This is a genomic window from Geodermatophilus amargosae, from assembly GCF_900116515.1.
In the GTDB taxonomy this organism is placed as follows: domain Bacteria; phylum Actinomycetota; class Actinomycetes; order Mycobacteriales; family Geodermatophilaceae; genus Geodermatophilus; species Geodermatophilus amargosae.
The window spans coordinates 1-16,794 of sequence record NZ_FPBA01000010.1 but is presented as its reverse complement, the minus strand read 5'-3'; the positions used below and the strand labels follow the sequence as shown (position 1 = coordinate 16,794).

At 70.8% G+C, this 16,794-nt stretch carries 12 protein-coding genes and 1 pseudogene; 7 read left to right on the top strand and 6 right to left on the bottom strand.

Features of this window, described 5'->3' with window-relative positions; all coding sequences use genetic code 11:
• Positions 1-10 precede the first annotated feature (10 nt).
• Complete coding sequence (gene glnA / locus BM414_RS14295) at positions 11-1,447, top strand: type I glutamate--ammonia ligase (protein ID WP_093580173.1); 1,437 nt, start codon at positions 11-13, stop codon at positions 1,445-1,447.
• Between the two features lie 6 nt (positions 1,448-1,453).
• Here glnA and BM414_RS14290 read toward each other — a convergent pair whose 3' ends face one another.
• From BM414_RS14290 to mobF, 5 genes and pseudogenes are all read right to left on the bottom strand, one after another.
• A complete protein-coding gene (locus tag BM414_RS14290) occupies positions 1,454-2,620 on the bottom strand; it encodes a site-specific integrase (RefSeq protein ID WP_093580171.1) in 1,167 nt (388 codons plus the stop codon).
• 48 nt (positions 2,621-2,668) lie between these two features.
• Positions 2,669-2,992, bottom strand: a complete 324-nt coding sequence (locus tag BM414_RS14285; protein WP_093580169.1) for a hypothetical protein — start codon at positions 2,990-2,992, stop codon at positions 2,669-2,671.
• Entirely contained in the window at positions 2,989-3,264 is a 276-nt protein-coding gene (locus BM414_RS14280; protein ID WP_093580167.1) for a hypothetical protein, read from the bottom strand. The genes BM414_RS14285 and BM414_RS14280 overlap by 4 nt, the downstream gene beginning before the upstream one ends.
• A gap of 11 nt (positions 3,265-3,275) precedes the next feature.
• Entirely contained in the window at positions 3,276-3,497 is a 222-nt protein-coding gene (locus tag BM414_RS14275) for a helix-turn-helix transcriptional regulator (protein WP_093580165.1), read from the bottom strand.
• Between the two features lie 317 nt (positions 3,498-3,814).
• Positions 3,815-7,480 (bottom strand): annotated as a pseudogene (mobF, locus tag BM414_RS14270) (MobF family relaxase).
• Positions 7,481-8,331: 851 nt separating this feature from the next.
• On the opposite strand from mobF, the gene BM414_RS14265 reads away from it, so the two are divergent.
• The 4 genes from BM414_RS14265 (at position 8,332) to BM414_RS14245 (ending at position 14,098) form a co-directional block, all read left to right on the top strand.
• Entirely contained in the window at positions 8,332-8,973 is a 642-nt protein-coding gene (locus BM414_RS14265; RefSeq protein WP_093580164.1) for a hypothetical protein, read from the top strand.
• 777 nt (positions 8,974-9,750) lie between these two features.
• Entirely contained in the window at positions 9,751-11,019 is a 1,269-nt protein-coding gene (locus tag BM414_RS14255; RefSeq protein ID WP_217644727.1) for a glycosyltransferase, read from the top strand.
• A 2-nt stretch (positions 11,020-11,021) separates the two neighbouring features.
• Positions 11,022-12,323 (top strand): glycosyltransferase, encoded by a 1,302-nt coding sequence (locus BM414_RS14250; RefSeq protein ID WP_217644726.1) that lies wholly within the window; start codon positions 11,022-11,024, stop codon positions 12,321-12,323.
• Positions 12,320-14,098 carry an ArnT family glycosyltransferase gene (locus BM414_RS14245; RefSeq protein WP_093580160.1) on the top strand — a complete coding sequence of 593 codons (1,779 nt, stop codon included), beginning with the start codon at positions 12,320-12,322 and terminating at the stop codon, positions 14,096-14,098. Before BM414_RS14250 ends, BM414_RS14245 begins: the two co-directional genes overlap by 4 nt.
• Positions 14,099-14,403: 305 nt before the next feature.
• Here the strand turns inward: BM414_RS14245 and BM414_RS14240 are convergent, their stop codons facing one another.
• A complete protein-coding gene (locus BM414_RS14240; RefSeq protein WP_093580159.1) occupies positions 14,404-14,712 on the bottom strand; it encodes a hypothetical protein in 309 nt (102 codons plus the stop codon).
• A gap of 84 nt (positions 14,713-14,796) precedes the next feature.
• Here BM414_RS14240 and BM414_RS14235 point away from each other — a divergent pair, with 84 nt between their 5' ends.
• Positions 14,797-15,336 carry a glycoside hydrolase family 6 protein gene (locus tag BM414_RS14235; protein WP_093580157.1) on the top strand — a complete coding sequence of 180 codons (540 nt, stop codon included), beginning with the start codon at positions 14,797-14,799 and terminating at the stop codon, positions 15,334-15,336.
• A 1,189-nt stretch (positions 15,337-16,525) separates the two neighbouring features.
• Positions 16,526-16,794: transposase (locus BM414_RS14230; RefSeq protein ID WP_139245732.1), on the top strand; the 269-nt coding region annotated here is incomplete at its 3' end.

Below are 16,794 nucleotides of genomic sequence, written 5' to 3'. Positions count from 1 at the left end.
CGGAGGATCGATGTTCACCAGTCCCGACGAGGTCGCCGCCTACATCCGCGACAACGACGTCGAGTTCGTCGACGTCCGCTTCTGCGACCTGCCCGGCGTCATGCAGCACTTCACCATCCCGGCGTCGACGTTCGGTGAGGACACCTTCTCCGACGGGCTCGGCTTCGACGGCTCGTCGATCCGCGGTTTCCAGGCGATCAACGAGTCGGACATGCTGCTGCTGCCCGACGCCAACAGCGCCTTCCTCGACCCGTTCCGCAAGCACCGGACGCTGAACGTCAACTTCTTCATCCACGACCCGATCACGCGCGAGGCCTACAGCCGTGACCCGCGCAACGTGGCGAAGAAGGCCGAGGCGTACCTCGCCAGCAGCGGGATCGCCGACACCGCCTACTTCGGGCCGGAGGCGGAGTTCTACGTCTTCGACTCCGTCCGGTACGACACCGGCATCAACGAGGGCTACTACCACGTCGACTCGGTCGAGGGTTCCTGGAACACCGGCTCCCTGACCGGCGAGAACGGCGTGGGCGCCAACCGCGGCTACAAGGCGCGGATGAAGGGCGGCTACTTCCCGGTCGAGCCCTACGACCAGCAGAGCGACCTGCGCGCCGACATGATGAAGAACCTCGCCGGCGTGGGGCTGCAGCTCGAGCGCGGGCACCACGAGGTCGGCACCGGCGGCCAGGCCGAGATCAACTACAAGTTCGACACGCTGCTGCGGTCGGCCGACAGCCTGATGCTGTTCAAGTACGTCATCAAGAACACCGCCTGGGCGCACGGCAAGACCGCGACGTTCATGCCCAAGCCGCTGTTCGGCGACAACGGCTCGGGGATGCACTGTCACCAGAGCCTCTGGCGGGACGGCGAGCCGCTCTTCCACGCCGAGACCGGCTACGCGGGCCTGTCCGACACCGCCCGCCACTACATCGGCGGTCTGCTGGCCCACGCGCCGTCACTGCTGGCCTTCACCAACCCGACGGTCAACAGCTACCACCGCCTGGTGCCCGGCTACGAGGCCCCGATCAACCTCGTCTACTCGGCCCGCAACCGCTCGGCCTGCTGCCGCATCCCGATCTCCGGGGACAACCCCAAGGCCAAGCGCATCGAGTTCCGCGTGCCCGACCCGTCGGCCAACCCCTACCTCGCCTTCTCGGCGATGCTGATGGCCGGCCTCGACGGCATCAAGAACAAGATCGAGCCGCCGGCACCGGTGGACAAGGACCTCTACGAGCTGCCGCCCGAGGAGGCCATGGGCATCGACAAGGTGCCCGCGTCGCTGGACGCCGTCCTCGACCGGCTCGAGGTCGACCACGACTACCTCATCGACGGCGGGGTGTTCACCCCCGACCTGATCGAGACGTGGATCGAGTACAAGCGGGAGAACGAGATCGACCCGATCCGCCTCCGCCCGCACCCGCACGAGTTCGCGATGTACTACGACATCTGATGTCGACTAGCGGGCTGACCTGCGGTTTTGCTGCAGGTCAGCCCGCTCAGTCCCCAACCAGTCCCCACGAGCGGCGAGCACAGCACCGACGGCCGCCCGTGCGGACTCGTCGCTGTCGGGCCACAGGTGCCCGTAGGTGTCGAGCGTCGTCTTGGCCGAGCCGTGCCGGAGGCGGTGCTGGACGACCTTGACGTCGGGGCCGCTGCCGATGAGCAGGCTGGCCAGGTAGTGCCTCAGATCGTGGAAGCGGAACGCAGCGGGCAGCCCGGCGACCTTCGGCCGAGCCGATCGGATCGCCCGCTCGATGGCCCACGTCGAGGTCTGCCGGCCGGTGCCATCGGTGACGACGTGGTCCCCGCCCCACCGAGCCACCGCAGCCGACAGCACCGCGGCCAGCTCCTGCGGGATGGGCAGAGCCGTACAGGACGTCTCGCTCTTCAGCGGCTCCCCGTTGCCCTGCTCCACCGGCCGGACGACGCCGCGCATGAAGTCGACGTCCGCGACCCGCAGCCCCACCACCTCGGCGGTCCGAAGCCCGACGAACGCACCGAGCAGGATCGCCGGGCGCAGGTGCTCGGCGACCGTGTCGTGCAGCGCCCAGACCTGTTCGGTCGTGGCGACGTACGGGCGCTGGCCACCGGCTCCGGGCGAGGTGCGGCGGGAGCACGGGTTGCGCGCCAGCAACCCGTCGTGCACGGCGTCGCTCATGACCTGCGAGAGCCTGGAGTGCAGGGCGTAGACGTAACTGTCGGCCAGGCCGTCGGCCTTGAGCTTGACCGTCCACGAGCGGATCGCTGACGGTCGAACGGCCGAGAGCGGCAGCGAGCCGAACGCGGCGGTGATCTGGGCGAGGTGCACCTGCGCCTGCCGCACGGTGCTCGGACGCCGGGTGGCGTAGCCGGCCGTCCACGTCTCGCACCACTCGGCGACCGTCGTCCGGGCGGTCTTCGGATCGACGTAGGTGCCGGTCACCTGACTGGTCGTGACCTCGTCGAGCCACCGTTGCGCCTTGGACTTCTCCTTGTCCGAGAACGCTCGGGTGACCTCGTTGCCGGCGGTGTCCTTGTAGCGCGCGCGGTAGCGCATCCCCTCCCCGTGCCGGGCGCTCGGGATGCGCTTCCCCGTGGCAGGGTCGGTGACGTACCACCGGTCCTGGATGCTGCGAAAGGTCACGAGCTTGTCCGATCTCCGGCACAAGGGCGGGGCGGTTGTCGAGCTCCGTCAGGTGGCGTGCGGTTCGGTTGCGACTCGCGCCTCGAGTGCCTCCCGGGCGAGCTGGGAGATGGTCTTGCCCTCGCGGGCGGCGATCTCGGCGGCGCGGTCGCGGACGGCGGGGGTGACGCGGAAGACGATCCGCGGAGAAGGGGCCGCCTCTCCGGTCAGGGAGGGCCGGCCGCCGCGGCGGCGGACTTCGTCGACGATCTCGGCGGCGCGCTGCTCGGTCAGCCGGGTCCCGTCGGCCAGCCGGACGTCCTCGGCGTCGAGGTCGACGTCCGGGCCGATCGGCGAGTCAGGAGTGACGGCGGGCCGGTGCTCGTCGTTCATGAGCGGTCTCCTCGGAGCTGGGTCGGCATGACGTGGATGACCAGCAGGTAGGGCTGCCGGCCGTCGGCCGGGTGCACCTCGAGGGCGATGATCTCCAGTTCCCGCCCCCGTTCGTCGGGTCCCACGTACAGCCAGGCGTCGGCACCGCTGGTCGTAGTGACGGCGGTCGGTTCGGCGGTGGCCAGGACGTACCGGGCGGAGGCCCGGCCGATGCGGTGCTTGCGCGCCGACTGGGTGAACCGGATCTCTAAGGACTCAGTATTGTGTGACACAACTGGCTCGGTCAAGGGTGGTCGGTAGCGGTCTGCCGGCGCTCGGCGTCGATCCAGGCGTGCAGGTCGTCCCGGCGGTAGACGACGCGGCGGCCGAGCCGGAAGGAGTGCGGACCGGTGCCCAGGTGGCGCCAGTACCGCAGTGTGGCGACCGGGGCGCGCAGCAGCTGAGCGGCTTCGCCGATGGTGAGCAGCTCGGCGGGGTGCTCAAGGCCGGGGGTGGGGTCGGTCATGGCTTGTCTCCGGAGGCTCGACGGATGGGGGCGGCTGCCCAGCCCTAGAAGGCGCCGTTTCGTGGTCGTTGCTGACAGCCCACAGCCAAGTTCTTCAGTCGAGCTCCTGTTTTCCTCCTGTTGACACCCTCCGAGCGTCGCCGGGACGGGAGCGCTTGAGGTCACCGCTCGGCGCCGAGACCGGCGCCGGTGAGGGCGTCCTGGAGGCTCGCTGCGGCGGTGACCTGCCCGAGGTCGGCGGGCCTGCGGTGGTGCTTCAGTTCTCCTGCAGTGCCCGCTCACCTGGCTGACAGCGGTCCGGTGGCGAACAGCCCGGCTCACCGCCCCACGCTCGGGGTGACATCCCGCGCGCTCCGTGGCCCATAGCGCTCGGCCCCGGGCCGCGGGATACCCGCCGGGTAGCCGGCCGGGTTCGGCGTCACGGCTGGGCGCTGCTGATGCTCGGCGGCGTACCGGGTACACCAGGCGTCTTTGGCTGCGGTGAGTAGGTCGGGCGACTGACCGAGGAGAGCCGGCTCGGCCCGCAGATTGGTGATGCGCGTCTGTGCGTCGGCCAGCGCGTCCCGAGCGGTGGCGGCGTAGCCCTCGAAGTGGGCCAGCGACCCGGTCGGGTCGGATGTGAAGGCGAGCGGTCCGAGCGCGGTCAGCCGCTCCCTCTGCTGGCGTTAAGCCTTGGTCAGGGCGGCTTGGGCCTGTTCGCCGGCCCGGACGGCGGCCTCGGCGGCGGCGTGCAGCCCGGCGCGGTCGGGGTGGTCTCGTTCGGCGGCGTGGTGGGCGGTGGCATTGAATGCTCGGGACAGCGCCGGCCAGTCGTCGAACCGGTCGGCCACCCGGGCCAGCTGCTCGGGATTCGTGGGCAGGTCGGGCAGGTGGAGGCGCCACCGGTCGGCCCAGCCGGCCAACTGCTCCTCGGCCCGGGCGACCCGTGCGCGCTTGAGCCTCCACCAGCCGGGCCCGTCGAGCACCACCTTCGCCGCGGCGCGGGCGGCGCCGCGGTCGTCGTCCCAGGCGGTGAGCAGGCCCTCGCGGATCCGCTTGGCCTCCTCGGCGAGGACGGCGTCGGCGGCCTGCACCCGCTGCGTCGCCTGCTCAGCAATGTGGGTTGCCCGGCGGGCGTGGTCCTCCAGCCGGGTCAGTTCGCCACCGTGGGCGGCCTGAAGCGCCACGGCCCGGCGCAGGTCCTCGCACCAGGGCTGCAGGACGGCCAGCCGGTCCAGGCTGCGCTGCTCGACCGTCCAGACCTGCTGCAGGTCGGCCAGCACCTGCTCGAACGGGCGGGGTGCGGCGTATCGGGCGGCCTCGGCGGCAGCCAGGTCGGCGGCGTGGGCGGGTCCGAGGTCGGCCCGGTCCCGGGCGCACACGGCGATCCACTGCTCCCGCGCCTCGGTCAGGTCGGCAGCGACCAGGTGGGCGGTGTTGGCGGTGCGGCCGCGGGTCATCCCGACATAGGCGGCCGCCGCGCCGGTGTGCTCACCCACCACCAGGTGTCCGGTCGACACGGTGTCACCCTGCGCGCCGTGTGCGGTGGAGGCGTAGGCCAGCTCGACGTGCGAGCTGACGTAGCCGGCGGGCAGCACCCGCTGCCCCGCCTCCGGTGGGGTGACAGCACCAGGAGCGGTGCCGGTCGTGGTGACAGGGGCAGGGAGAGCATTTCTTGGGGCGACCTCGGTCGGGACGACGGCCAGAGCCCCGTCGCAGCCGACGGCGACGACGGTCCAAGTGTCGCGGTTGGCCACGCCGAGGTCGCGGTCGTTGCGCCGGGTGGCGATCTGGTCCCCGGCACCGATCCGCTGCCCGGCCCCGGTGACCGCGACCCGGGTGTCGCCGACGCGGCCGTCGGCGACCAGCCGCTCGCGGATGGCGTCGCTGAGCTCGGTGGCCTGCTCGCGGGTGTCGACCACCAAGGCCACTTGCTCGCCGTCGCGGTGATGGGCGGCGGCGGTTGTGGCCAGCGCCTCCCGCAGCGCCGGCGGGTCGGCGTGCACGCGGATCTGGCCGCGGGCAACCAGGGCGTCGAACACCGCGCTCGAATCCTCCCCGGTGCGCATGGCCAGGGTCAGCTCGGCGTACTCCGTGTCCGGGGTCGCCCGGCCGGCGTCGTCGGTGCGGACGAAGCGATGAACCCCGTCGAGCACCAGGTGGGCTGCCGGGTCGACCTGACGCACGGCGAGGTCCAGCACGCCGCCGCGGCCGACTGCGGCCAGCTGGTGCCGGTCGCCCAGCAGCGCCAGCCGGGCGCCGGTCTCGTCGGCGACGGTCAGCAGCGCGCGGGCGGTGTCCTGGTCCAGCATCCCGGCCTCGTCCACCACCAGCAGGTCTCCTGCGCCCAGGCGCGCCGCCTCGCGCGGGCCGGCGTAGGGCACGCCGGTGACCGGATCGACCTCGCCGAGGGCCAGTCGGGTCCAGGCGCCGTGATCGCTCCAGCGCCAGCCGTGCTGATAGGCCAGCCCCGCCGCCGACCCGGTGTGCGCGCCGACCTCGAGGGAGGCGACCTTGGCCGCCTTGAGTGTGGGGGTGACGACCACCAGGCCGCGGCCGTTCGCGTGCAGCAGCGTCCGGGTGGCGGCCAGGGTGGTGGTCTTGCCCGCCCCGGCCGCCCCCTCGAGCACCACCAGCGGCCGGTTCCCGGCCAGTGCGGTGACCGCCGCCGCCTGCCCGGCATCCAGCCGTCCGCGCACCGCGTCAGGCAGTTCCGGCTCCAGGTCTCGCCGCTTGTCGGCTGGTGCCGGGGTGCTGCGGGCGGCCAACCGGTCGGTCAGGTCGGCCTCGACATCGAGCACCGGCTGGGAGGTCCAGGCCCGGATGTGCTCGGGAACGCCGGCGCCGTCCCGGTCCAGCAGCGGTACGCACCGGGCCATGGCCCGGGCGGTGAGGTCCTCGGCCAGCTCGGCGCGCACGCCGGCGTCGGCGACAACGCCGGCGGCGGCGAGCAGCTGCTCGACCTCCCCGCGGACGTCAGCGGCGTTCCACGCCGAGCGGGCGGCGGCCAACCGGGCCAGCACGCGCTCGACCGCGTCATTTCGGTCCAGCCCGCCAACCGGAGCCGGGGTCAGGTCGACCGGTCGCCCGGGGTCGCGGTAGCCCAGGGCGGCCAACTCGCCCACCCAGCGGACGGTCAAGTCGGCGCCCGGTCGTGAGGTGACCTTGTCCGGGCGGCCCTCGGCCCACGCCCGCGCGTCCCAGGCCCGCCGCAGCCCCGGACCCGGCGTCTGGCCGGGGTGCGCGGCCGCCCACTGCCGCTCGTAACGGTCGATATTGCGGCCGATCTGGGCCGCGCGGGCGCTGAACGCCGCAGCGTAGGCGGCCAGCTCCGGTACATCTGCGGTTGCGTCCATCGTGTACCCGTGCGCGGCCAGCGCGGCCCGGAACTGCGGATCGGTGGCCACTGCCGCGTGGCCGATGCCGTTGATCGCGGCAAGGAAGTCGCGCACCCCGACGGTGTGCAGCCCCCGCCACCGGCCGGCGGCGAACACCCGCGCGTTGATCTGCAGGTGCAGGTGCCGGTGCGGATCCCCAGCCCGGGAGGTGTGGTGCCGCATGGTCACCGCCTCCAGGCGCTCGACCGGTACCTGCACCTGCCCGCCGCGCGGGCCGACCCGGGTGGTGGCGTGCTGCGCGAGCCAGCCGATGATCTGGACCGCGGCGCTGTCCTGGGCGGCGTCGTAGACGACGGCGATGTCCGGGTGCAGGGCGGCGGCCAGCGACCAGGACTTCGGCCCGTTGACGATCACCTCGACGAACCGCACCGCCCGGTCATCGGTGCGCAGCCAACCGCGTAGCTCACCGGTATCGGGATCGGTGCCGGCGACCCACTCCTGGTAGCCGTCCCCGGCGAGCGGCGCGAGCTCGGCCACCCTGCCGTCTGTGGCGGTGTAGCGGCGGGCGAGCCCGGTGCCCTCGGTCAGGTAGTAGTCATCGGCCCGGCCCCGGTCGGCCTCTACGTAGTGGCGGGCCGCGGCAGGGGCGCCAGCGTAGATCTTCATTCCGCCGCGCATTTTCAATACCTGCCAACAACGACCAACACGTCACCCCCAGAAACGGCAGTGGGCCCCGCGAAGCGGGGCCCGGACTACCGCCATTGGTAGCATGCGTGCCGTTGTTCAGCAAAGTCCTGGGGGTTATTGACAGGGGTTGAATATCACGAGCGGCAGTCGTTGTAGGGCTATCTCATTGGTCATTGTTGGCAATCACTGATTCGATGCAGGATGCGGACTGCCTGGCTGCTCGTGTTGACAACGTGAGCTCAGCTCAGCCATAACACCACTACGCGCGACCGCGAGCTGCTGGCCCTGCCTCTCGGTACCCGGCTACAGATCGGCGCAACGGCCGTCGTCGAGGTGACTGGGCTACGCAACCCGTGCGCGCAGATCGACACGCTCAGGCCACGACTACTGAGATTGGTTGTTCATCGCGTCGCTGACAAATCCATTGTGCGCCAGGCCGGGATCTGAGCGTCGTGGCGGCTGGTGGGGACGTCGCCACAATGACGTCATAACGGTCGAGCTGCCCGAGGGCCCTCACGAGCCCCTCGACCGCGTCTGGATCCTTCATCGGGCGGGCCGCTCGGTGATCCGCTCGCGGTCATCGCCTGTGGCGCTGAACGGAGACGTCGACCTCGAGGACCGGTCTCTCCCCCGACTCCGGCCCGGGAGGGTCGATCCTGCCGCGTCCTCGGCGGCTCGGGTGCCCATCCGCGTGCGGGATGAGGAGCGCGAGGGCAGCCAGCTCGGTGAAAAAGGTTGCGCGGTGTTGAACGGACCACACCGGCGCCCCGTACGTACAGGTGACTCGCAGAGCCGGGTCCGGCCACGGCCGACATCACCAGGAGTTCCTCATGCGAGCAGCCGTCCGCACCGCAGCCATCGCCACCCTGAGCGTGACCGCCATGGGCCTGGGTACCCCCCTCGCCCTCGCCCACGGCGAGGGAGGCAGCGCCAGCAGTGGGGGCAGCTACGGCGCCAGCTACGACCGTGGCGACGGCCGCGACGGCGTCCGCGCCGCCTCCTACATCAACCGCGACACCGGAGCGACGACGGAGAACCCCGACGTCAACCGCGGCTCCTCCTGCGCCAACCCCGACCAGTACGACCGGCAGCGGCTCAGCGACCCCGGCACCGCGAACCGCAACGTGCACAACGACGCCTGCTTCCTCGACCGGCAGGGCCAGAAGGTCAACGGGCCCGCCTCCTTCCAGAGCTCCGGCGTCGGGTTCATCAGCGCCTGCCCCGACCCCGACGGCGCAGGACCGGAGTACTCCCGGCTCAGCGACACCAACCGTGACGGCCGCAACGACCTGTGCTTCCAGTCCAGCTACCAGATGACCGGCGCCGCGGGTGACCTCGAGTTCCACGCCCGGCTCAACAACAACACCACGGCGGGCACCCAGTACGTCGTCTGGTGCGCCGATGCCGACGCCAACGGCTGCCGCGACGAGCGGGTCAAGGACGACATCACGATCAAGTGGACCAACGGCTGAAGCGACAGCAGCCGCGAGAGCGGCTCCGCCCGCTGACACCCGTCGGGGTCGACGGCCTCACCGCCGACCCCGACGACCGGGCGAAGCCCCGGGCCACGGGGCCGGGGCTCCGTCCTGTCATCACTCCAGGAAGCCGAGCAGCCCGGCCTGGCAATTCAGGTGGCGGGCCGAGATGTGACGACAGGTCGTCATCGAAGCTGTGTCGTCGGCCGTCGGCTCAACCCTGCTGCAGGTGGTGAACGCCTGCTCGTACAGGGCAGTCAGCGCGGCCTCGTCCAGCAGAGCAGAGCTGGTGCCGGTCTGCTGGGAGTAGAGGACGCGGCCGCCGGTGACCCGTCGCTGCGGTCGCCCAGCCGGGAGCCTGCGGGTCGCGCAAGTCGATGAGCTCGCAGCCGTGTCCTCGGGGATAGATGCAATCCGCGTGAGGTGTAGCACTTGATGCCATTACACAGCATGTGCCTATAGGGGTCCGGACAGCGACGGCTCGCAAGCTCGGTCGACCCGCCGGCCATGCTCATACCCGCTGCAGACACACAGTGGATCAAGCCTTACCGAAAGCAGTCGGATTATCACGAATTGACAGACTGCGATCCTGCGATCGGCGCGTACACCTAGGAGAGCCGCCACCTCGGCGGAGGTCCACAGCAGCGCTGCTGTCGCCGCTCTCCCGCCGACAGCCCTGCTCCATCTCCGCCCGCAGGCCCGACGTTCGCGCGCCCACCGGCTGCCTCCTAGGCGTCGACCTGCGCCGTGCGTCTTCTCCAGACGAGGACTTCCATGCACTTGCGATCCGATCGCGACCCCTCCGGGGTGTCGTCGATCCTCGATCGGCCGGTCGTCATGACCGGGAACCACATCGCAGGCGCGACTGCGACCATCTGGGCACCGCCCGCCGACGACGAGGACGCGCGGGCCGGTTCCCGACTCGACGTGACCGTCGTCGTCCCGACGTTCAACGAGGGTACCAACGTCGTCTCCCTGGTCACCCGCCTCTGTGCCGCCCTGCGCGGGCGGAGCGCCGAGATCGTCGTCGTCGACGACAGCACCGACGACACTCCCGAGCAGGTCTCCCGGGCGGCCGCCTGGGCCGAGCTCCCGGTACGGATGATCCACCGGGAGCCGGCCGAGCGGGTCGGCGGCCTGTCCGGCGCGGTGAGTGCCGGCATCCTCGCCTCCGACAGCGACTTCGTCGTCGTCATGGACGGCGACCTCCAGCACCCGCCCGAGCTGGTGCCCGCCCTGCGTGATGCCGTCGGCCACGGGGACCTGTCCGTGGCCTCGCGCTACGCGGGGGACGGCCGGCCTTCCGGCCTGGCCAGCACCTACCGGCGCTGGGTGTCACGTTCCAGCACGCTCATCGTCCAGGCCTGCTTCCCGCGCCGGGTGGGACGGGTCTGCACGGATCCCATGACCGGGTTCTTCTGCTTCCGCCGGTCGGCGATCGAGATGTCACGTCTACGTCCGCGCGGCTTCAAGATCCTGCTCGAGATCCTGGCGCGGCATGACCTGCGGGTCCGGGAGCTGCCTTTCACCTTCGCCGAGCGACTGGCCGGTGAGAGCAAGGCCTCATGGCGGAACGGGGTGGCATTCGTCCACCAGATGGTCAACCTGCGAATGGGCCGGATGAGCCGGTTCGCCGCGGTGGGAGCGCTCGGCACGCTGGTCAACCTCGGGGCCATGGCGCTGCTGGTGAACGGGCCGCTGGAGGTCGGCTACGTCCTCGCCGCGATCGTGGCCGCCGAGGTCTCGATGCTGCACAACTTCGTCCTCCAGGAACGGTTCGTCTTCAGCGACCTGCGAGACGGCACCTACCGCTGGCCACGCCGGTTGGCGCACCACCTGGCGTTCAACAGCGTCGAGGCGCTGATTCGCCTGCCGTTGTTGGTCCTGCTCGTCGAGACCGTGCACGTCTGGGCGGTGCTCGCGCAGGGGATCACCCTCGCCGTCGCCTTCTTGGCGCGGTTCCTCTTCGCCTCCCGTGTGGTGTACCGGTCCCCGCGGTCCGAGCCGTCCGCCCGCCCCCTGCGCACGACCGTGGAGGTCTGACCGTGGTGTTCGTCTCCGCCGTTCTCACCCTCGTCGCCGTGGCCCTGCTGGTGATCGCGGGCGCCACCCTGTGGTGGCAGATGCACGCCTGGTCCTCCCCCCGTTCGTTCCGGTCGGTGGGTTTCGAGGTCCCGGTCCGGGCGAGGTACTCCTTCAGCCTCATCGTGCCGTGCCGCGAGGAGACCGAGCCGGTCATGCGGGCGACGGTCCAGCGCCTGCTGGCCCAGGACCACCCGGATCTGGAGGTCATCCTGTCGGTCGGCCACGACGACGCCAAGCCGATGACCGACGGCCTCTCCACGGTGGAGATCGCCCAGGCGCTGGCCCGGCGCTGGCCGACCCGGGTCAAGGTCTCGATCAACCACGACGCGGTCAAGAACAAGCCGCGGCAGTTGAACAGCACGCTGCTGGACTGCACCAAGGAGATCGTCGGCATCATCGACGCGGAGTCCCTCACCCAGCCGGGACTGCTCCGGCACGTCGACGCGACCTTCCAGGGAACCGACGCCGACGTGGTCCAGGGCGCCGTGCACCTGATGAACTACCGCGACTCCTGGTTCAGCCTCCGCAACTGCATGGAGTACCGGATCTGGTTCCGGTCACGGCTGCACGGTCACGCCCTGTCCGGCTTCATCCCCCTCGGCGGCAACACCGTGTTCATGAAGCGGGCGCTGCTGGAGGAAGTCGGCGGCTGGGACGGCGACTGCCTGGCCGAGGACTGCGAGATCGGCGTGCGGCTGTCCTGCCTCGGCAAGAAGATCGTGGTCGGCTACGACTCGCGGCTCGCTACGCAGGAGGAGACCCCGGAGCGCATCCCGCAGCTGATCAAGCAGCGCACGCGCTGGGCCCTGGGCTTCATGCAGGTGCTCGCCAAGGGTGAGTGGAAGAAGCTGCCGACGCGGTCGCAGCGCTTCCACGCCTGGTGGACGCTGGTGCAACAGCACGCGGTCGCCTTTTCGGGAATCGCCCTGCCGCTGGCCGTCCTCACCGGGTTCCTCGTCGACGTGCCGCCGCTGGTGGTGCTGATCACCTTCCTGCCGCTGGCGCCGACGCTGACCATGCTCGGCTTCGAGATGCTCATCCTGCGCGAGTGGAGCCGGGAGATGCACCTCGACGTGCGGCCGCGGGACTACCTCCGCCTGGTGCTGTCCCTGCCCTTCTACCAACTGCTCCTGGCTGTCGCGGTCCTGCGGGCAGCCTGGAAGTACTTCACCGGCGACTTCGCCTGGGAGAAGACAGCCCATGCCGGCTCCCACATCACGCCCCAGCTGACGCTGGTCGGACAGCAGGAGAAGGCCGCGTGAGCACGGTTCTCGAGCACATCGACGTCGTCGAACCAGACGAGGCACGGCCGGCCGGGCCCGCGCACGCGGCGCCACGGCGAGGTAGCGAGCGACTCCGGGTTGGCCTCGCGCTGATCGTCATCGGCGTCGCCCACTCCCTCAACCTGGCCGGCTGGCCGCGGTACTTCGACGACGAGGGGACCTACTACTCCCAGGCGTGGTCGGTCCTGAACATGGGCTCCCTCGCGCCCTACACCTACTGGTACGACCACCCGCCGGCCGGCTGGCTGCAGATGGCCCTGTTCTCCTGGCTGCCGGAGGCGTTGCTGGCTGACGACGTCAACTCCGACCTGCTGGCCGGCCGGATCCTCATGGTGGCCTACACGCTGGTCACAGCACTGCTGTTGTACGTGCTCGCGAAGCGCCTGGGGATGGCACGGGGCTGGGCGCTGGCGGCCATGCTGCTGTGGGCACTCAACCCGCTCGTGGTCTACGAGGGCCGCCAGGTCTTCCTCGACAACATCGCCCTCCCGTGGCTGGTGGGCGCGTTCGTCCTGGTCCTCGACCGCAGGCGGCACCTGGGCCACCATATGGCGGGAGGACTGTGCTTCGGCGTCGCGGTGCTGAGCAAGGAGACCGTCCTGGTGTTCCTGCCGGCGCTCCTGGTGGCGCTCTGGCAGTCCGCCTACCGCCCGACCCGGCCCTTCGCCATCATGGGCTTCTCCGCCGTCGTGGCGATCTCGGGCTCGACGTACCTGCTGTACGCGCTCATCCGCGACGAGCTGTTCCCCGGCCCGGACCACGTCTCGATCTGGGACGCCCTGGCCTTTCAGCTCGGCGGTCGGGAGGGCTCCGGCTGGCTGCTGGACCCCGACGGCCCGAGCGACGGCGCATACGACGCCCTAAGCGGGTGGCTGCACTTCGACGATGGCGTGCTGGTCGTGGGCGGCGTCGCAGCGGCGCTGGTCACCCTCGCCGTGCGACGGCTGCGTCCCGTGGGGATCGCGGTCCTCGTCGTGACCCTGGTGGCACTGCGCCCGTCCGGATACCTCCCGCAGATGTACGTCGTCGCCGTCCTCCCGTTCTGCGCCCTGGCGCTCGCCGGGCTCCTCGACGTGGCGTGGCGGTGGCTCATGCGGGCGCGGACCGCCCCGGTCCGGGTGATCTCCGCTGCGTCGATGCTGGCCGCGCTGGCCGCGGCCACGGTGCCGCTCGCGGACTGGCGCTACGACTACGCGACGGCTTGGACCGCAGACACCAACGACGTCCGGTCGGCGACCGCGGCCTACGTGGAGGACGACCTCCCGCGAGACGCGACGATCGTGGTCGACAACACCCTGTGGAACGACCTGGTGGACGCCGGCTGGGCGACCGAGGACGTCGTCTGGTTCTACAAGGTCGACTCCGACGGAGCGGTCATGGAGCAGCTCGGCGGCGACTACCTCGGCATCGACTACCTCGTGTGGTCCGACAACGTCGCCCGAAACGCCGGCCCGATCGTCGTCGAGGCCTACGACCACAGCGAGCTGCTCCGGACCGCGGGCGAGGGGGACGCGCGCATCGAGGTGCGCCGCGTGCTGCCCCTGGCGGAGCAGGCCCGCATCCAGGCAGTAGAGGACGAGGCCGAGCGGCAGCGGCTCGAGGCGTTCCTGACCGCGCCCAGTGCCGAGTTCACCGACCTGACCAACGGCCAGATCGAGGGGATCAAGGTGGACCAGGCCACCCTGTCCGTCCCGGAACTAGCGGCCAAGTACGTGACGTCGCAGGAGACGATCCTCACCATCCTCGACGAGTGAGGACTCCCCGCGGCGGTGCGCCGCGGAGAACCGTCACGGCGCCGACTCCGCGCCGTGCCGGCCGCGTAGGGCGTCGGGAGGAGCCGGTCCGGGCGCACACCGCGCCGGGACCGGCTCCGCCACCGTGCGGAAGACGGTGCCCATCGAGCGGCCGGCGGTACAGGCGGGGTGAGCCGCTGGCCATAATGTACTAACTTAAAGACTTTGACTGATTACTCCTCGCTCATGCTCTATGCGTCACAATCGGTGATCTCTTCATCGTTCGATCGGCTCGATCCGCTCGAGCTGCCGTTCCGTCGCCTCCCTCAGCCGCCGTCGGCTCGCGCCCAGGCGACACGGCCGCGGACCTCCTGCGGTGGCGCGGGCAGCCACCGGCCCACCGGGCGGCGGTCGTGGCGGTCCGCACTGGCCGCGGCGGCGATCGCTCCCACGCTCATGGCGTGCACCCCGCTGGTGAGCGCGCCGCCGGACGCGACCGGGGTCGAAGTCGTGGCGGCGGCGCCGGTCGCGTCGTCCGGATCGGCTGAGGCCCCGTCCCCGACGCCGACCGGCCCGGACGCCGGCAGCAGCACACCCCGGCCGGCCGGGGACTCCGCGACGCCGACGACTCCCACCGACTCTCCCGCGCCGACGACCGACCCGTCCCCGTCGGTGTCTCCGTCCTCGACGGCCGAGGCGCTGCAGGTGCCCCGCCGTCCGTGCCGGTGGCCGATGACGGCCAGTCGCACGGCGCACCGACCGGCAACCCCCTGGCCAGGGTCACCCTCGTCGGCACGAACACCGGCGCGGCCCGGGCGGCGGCCGAGTGGCAGGCCAGGAGCCCCGAGGACGCGAGGCTGCTCGCTGACCTGGCGAAGGTGCCGACGGCCACCTGGCTGGGGAACTGGAGCGGTGACGTTGCGGCGACGGTCCGGCAGCGGATGGCCGAGGCCGGAGCGGCCGGTGGCGTCCCGGTCTTCGTCGTCTACAACGTGCCCGACCTCGACTGCGGCGGGTACTCGGCGGGGGGTGCGCCCTCACCGGAGGCGTACGCCGGCTGGATCCGGGCGGTGGCGGCCGCGATCGGTACCGCGGACGCGATTGTGATCGTGGAGCCCGACACGCTGGCGCTCCTGTGCGGCGACCCGGCACAGCGCGTGCGGATGCTGCAGGACGCGGTCGACGCCCTCGAGGCCAATCGTCGGACCGCACGTACCTCGACGCCGGGCACTCCGACTGGACCGCCCCCAGGTGACTGACCTGGATAGATGGGGGCCAGCCAGCAGCTGCCAAGCATGATCATTCCACCTCCTCCCGCTCTCCGGAGGCGGGCGCCGGGCCTGCCGCGTCACGGAGGACGCTGGAAGTCAGCCGAGGCTTCACCTCGCTTCCCATAACCAGCTCCCCTCCGGCTGCACCAGCCGGGGGAAGGGTGGGCCGCAGGCTCATCCCGCAGGGACGCGCAGCGCCCTTCCGGCGGCCAGCGCAGTCGGAGACGCTCCCGTGAGGTGGGGGCGGGTGCCGCCTCCGCGGGCAGGTGCCGGGACAACCTGCAGCACGCCCACCCGGAAGCGCAACACATCCGGCTGGCAGCCAGGGCCGACGGACGAGACCCAAGGGACAAGAGGCCGAAGGCCTGGGTCAGAGACGGCATTGACGGCCGGTTGCTGCGTTGCCCCTTCGTGAGGTCTGACTCCGCTGGGGCACATTTGGGGCACACGACCTTGTGATCGGTCCTGTTCGGCACTGATTGGCCAATGTGTGTCTTCGCAGCTCAGGCCACAAGTCTGCCTTGATCGTGCTAGTCAGAACATCCCGGTCGCACCTACCGGGACAACGCATCAGCAGCCACGCCCGAGCGTCCTAACGAAGCACTACTAGGCGCGTCCCCATCCCTGTCTGCTTCCCCACAACCGGCGCTCCTCTAGCTGTCGCAGGGCGGGGGAAGGGTGGGCCGGAGGCCCATTCCGCAGGGACGCGCAGCGCCCTTCCGGCGACCGAGACAGCCGGCAGGCTGAACGGGGTGGGAAGCGGGTCACCCACTCCGAGAGTGGGCCGACGGACGAGCAGAGGACGCCGGTCGGAAGCCAGTCCGCGAGACAGCCGATCGCCACCGCGTCATCCTCGGAGACCTGCCGCCAGTCCCCGTCCAGTCCCCAAGACGCTCAGCTCGGACCATTCTCAGCCAAGGCTGGCCAACACAAAAGCGCAGGTCAAGCGTCATATCCACCAACAGTCGCGGTTGACCAATCACGTGGGGGGAGTTCGCGATGTACTACGACATCTGATCCGGACTGGGCCGGTGACCTGCGTGGACAGGTCACCGGCCCTTCTCGTGCTCTCAATCTGCTCTCAGCGCCGATGATCTTCGCTGACTAAGAGATCGTTTCAAGATGAGCTCGGCGTGCCTCCCGCGGTGATCTGCCCGACCTGCCGAGGCTGTGGTGGGTGATCGAGGAGCTCGTGCCGGATGAGCTGTGGAAGCGGATCGCACCACTGCTCCCACCGCCAAGGCCACGCCGCTATCGCCATCCCGGCCGCCGGCCGATCGATGACCGCGCCGCGTTGGCCGGCATCGTCTTCGTGCTCAAGACCGGGATCACCTGGAACCAGCTGCCCACCTCGCTGGTCGGCTGCTCGGGGGTGACCTGCTGGCGGCGGCTGCGGGACTGGACCGAGGCCGGTGTCTGGCCGGCGCTGCACGAACAGCTACTGGC

What these genes read in the sequence shown, in the direction of transcription:
- BM414_RS14275 (WP_093580165.1), bottom strand. Translation starts at nt 3,497, where the DNA reads ATGACCGACCCCACCCCCGGCCTTGAGCACCCCGCCGAGCTGCTCACC.
- glnA (WP_093580173.1), top strand. Translation starts at nt 11, where the DNA reads ATGTTCACCAGTCCCGACGAGGTCGCCGCCTACATCCGCGACAACGAC.
- BM414_RS14285 (WP_093580169.1), bottom strand. Translation starts at nt 2,992, where the DNA reads ATGAACGACGAGCACCGGCCCGCCGTCACTCCTGACTCGCCGATCGGC.
- BM414_RS14265 (WP_093580164.1), top strand. Translation starts at nt 8,332, where the DNA reads ATGCGAGCAGCCGTCCGCACCGCAGCCATCGCCACCCTGAGCGTGACC.
- BM414_RS14255 (WP_217644727.1), top strand. Translation starts at nt 9,751, where the DNA reads ATGCACTTGCGATCCGATCGCGACCCCTCCGGGGTGTCGTCGATCCTC.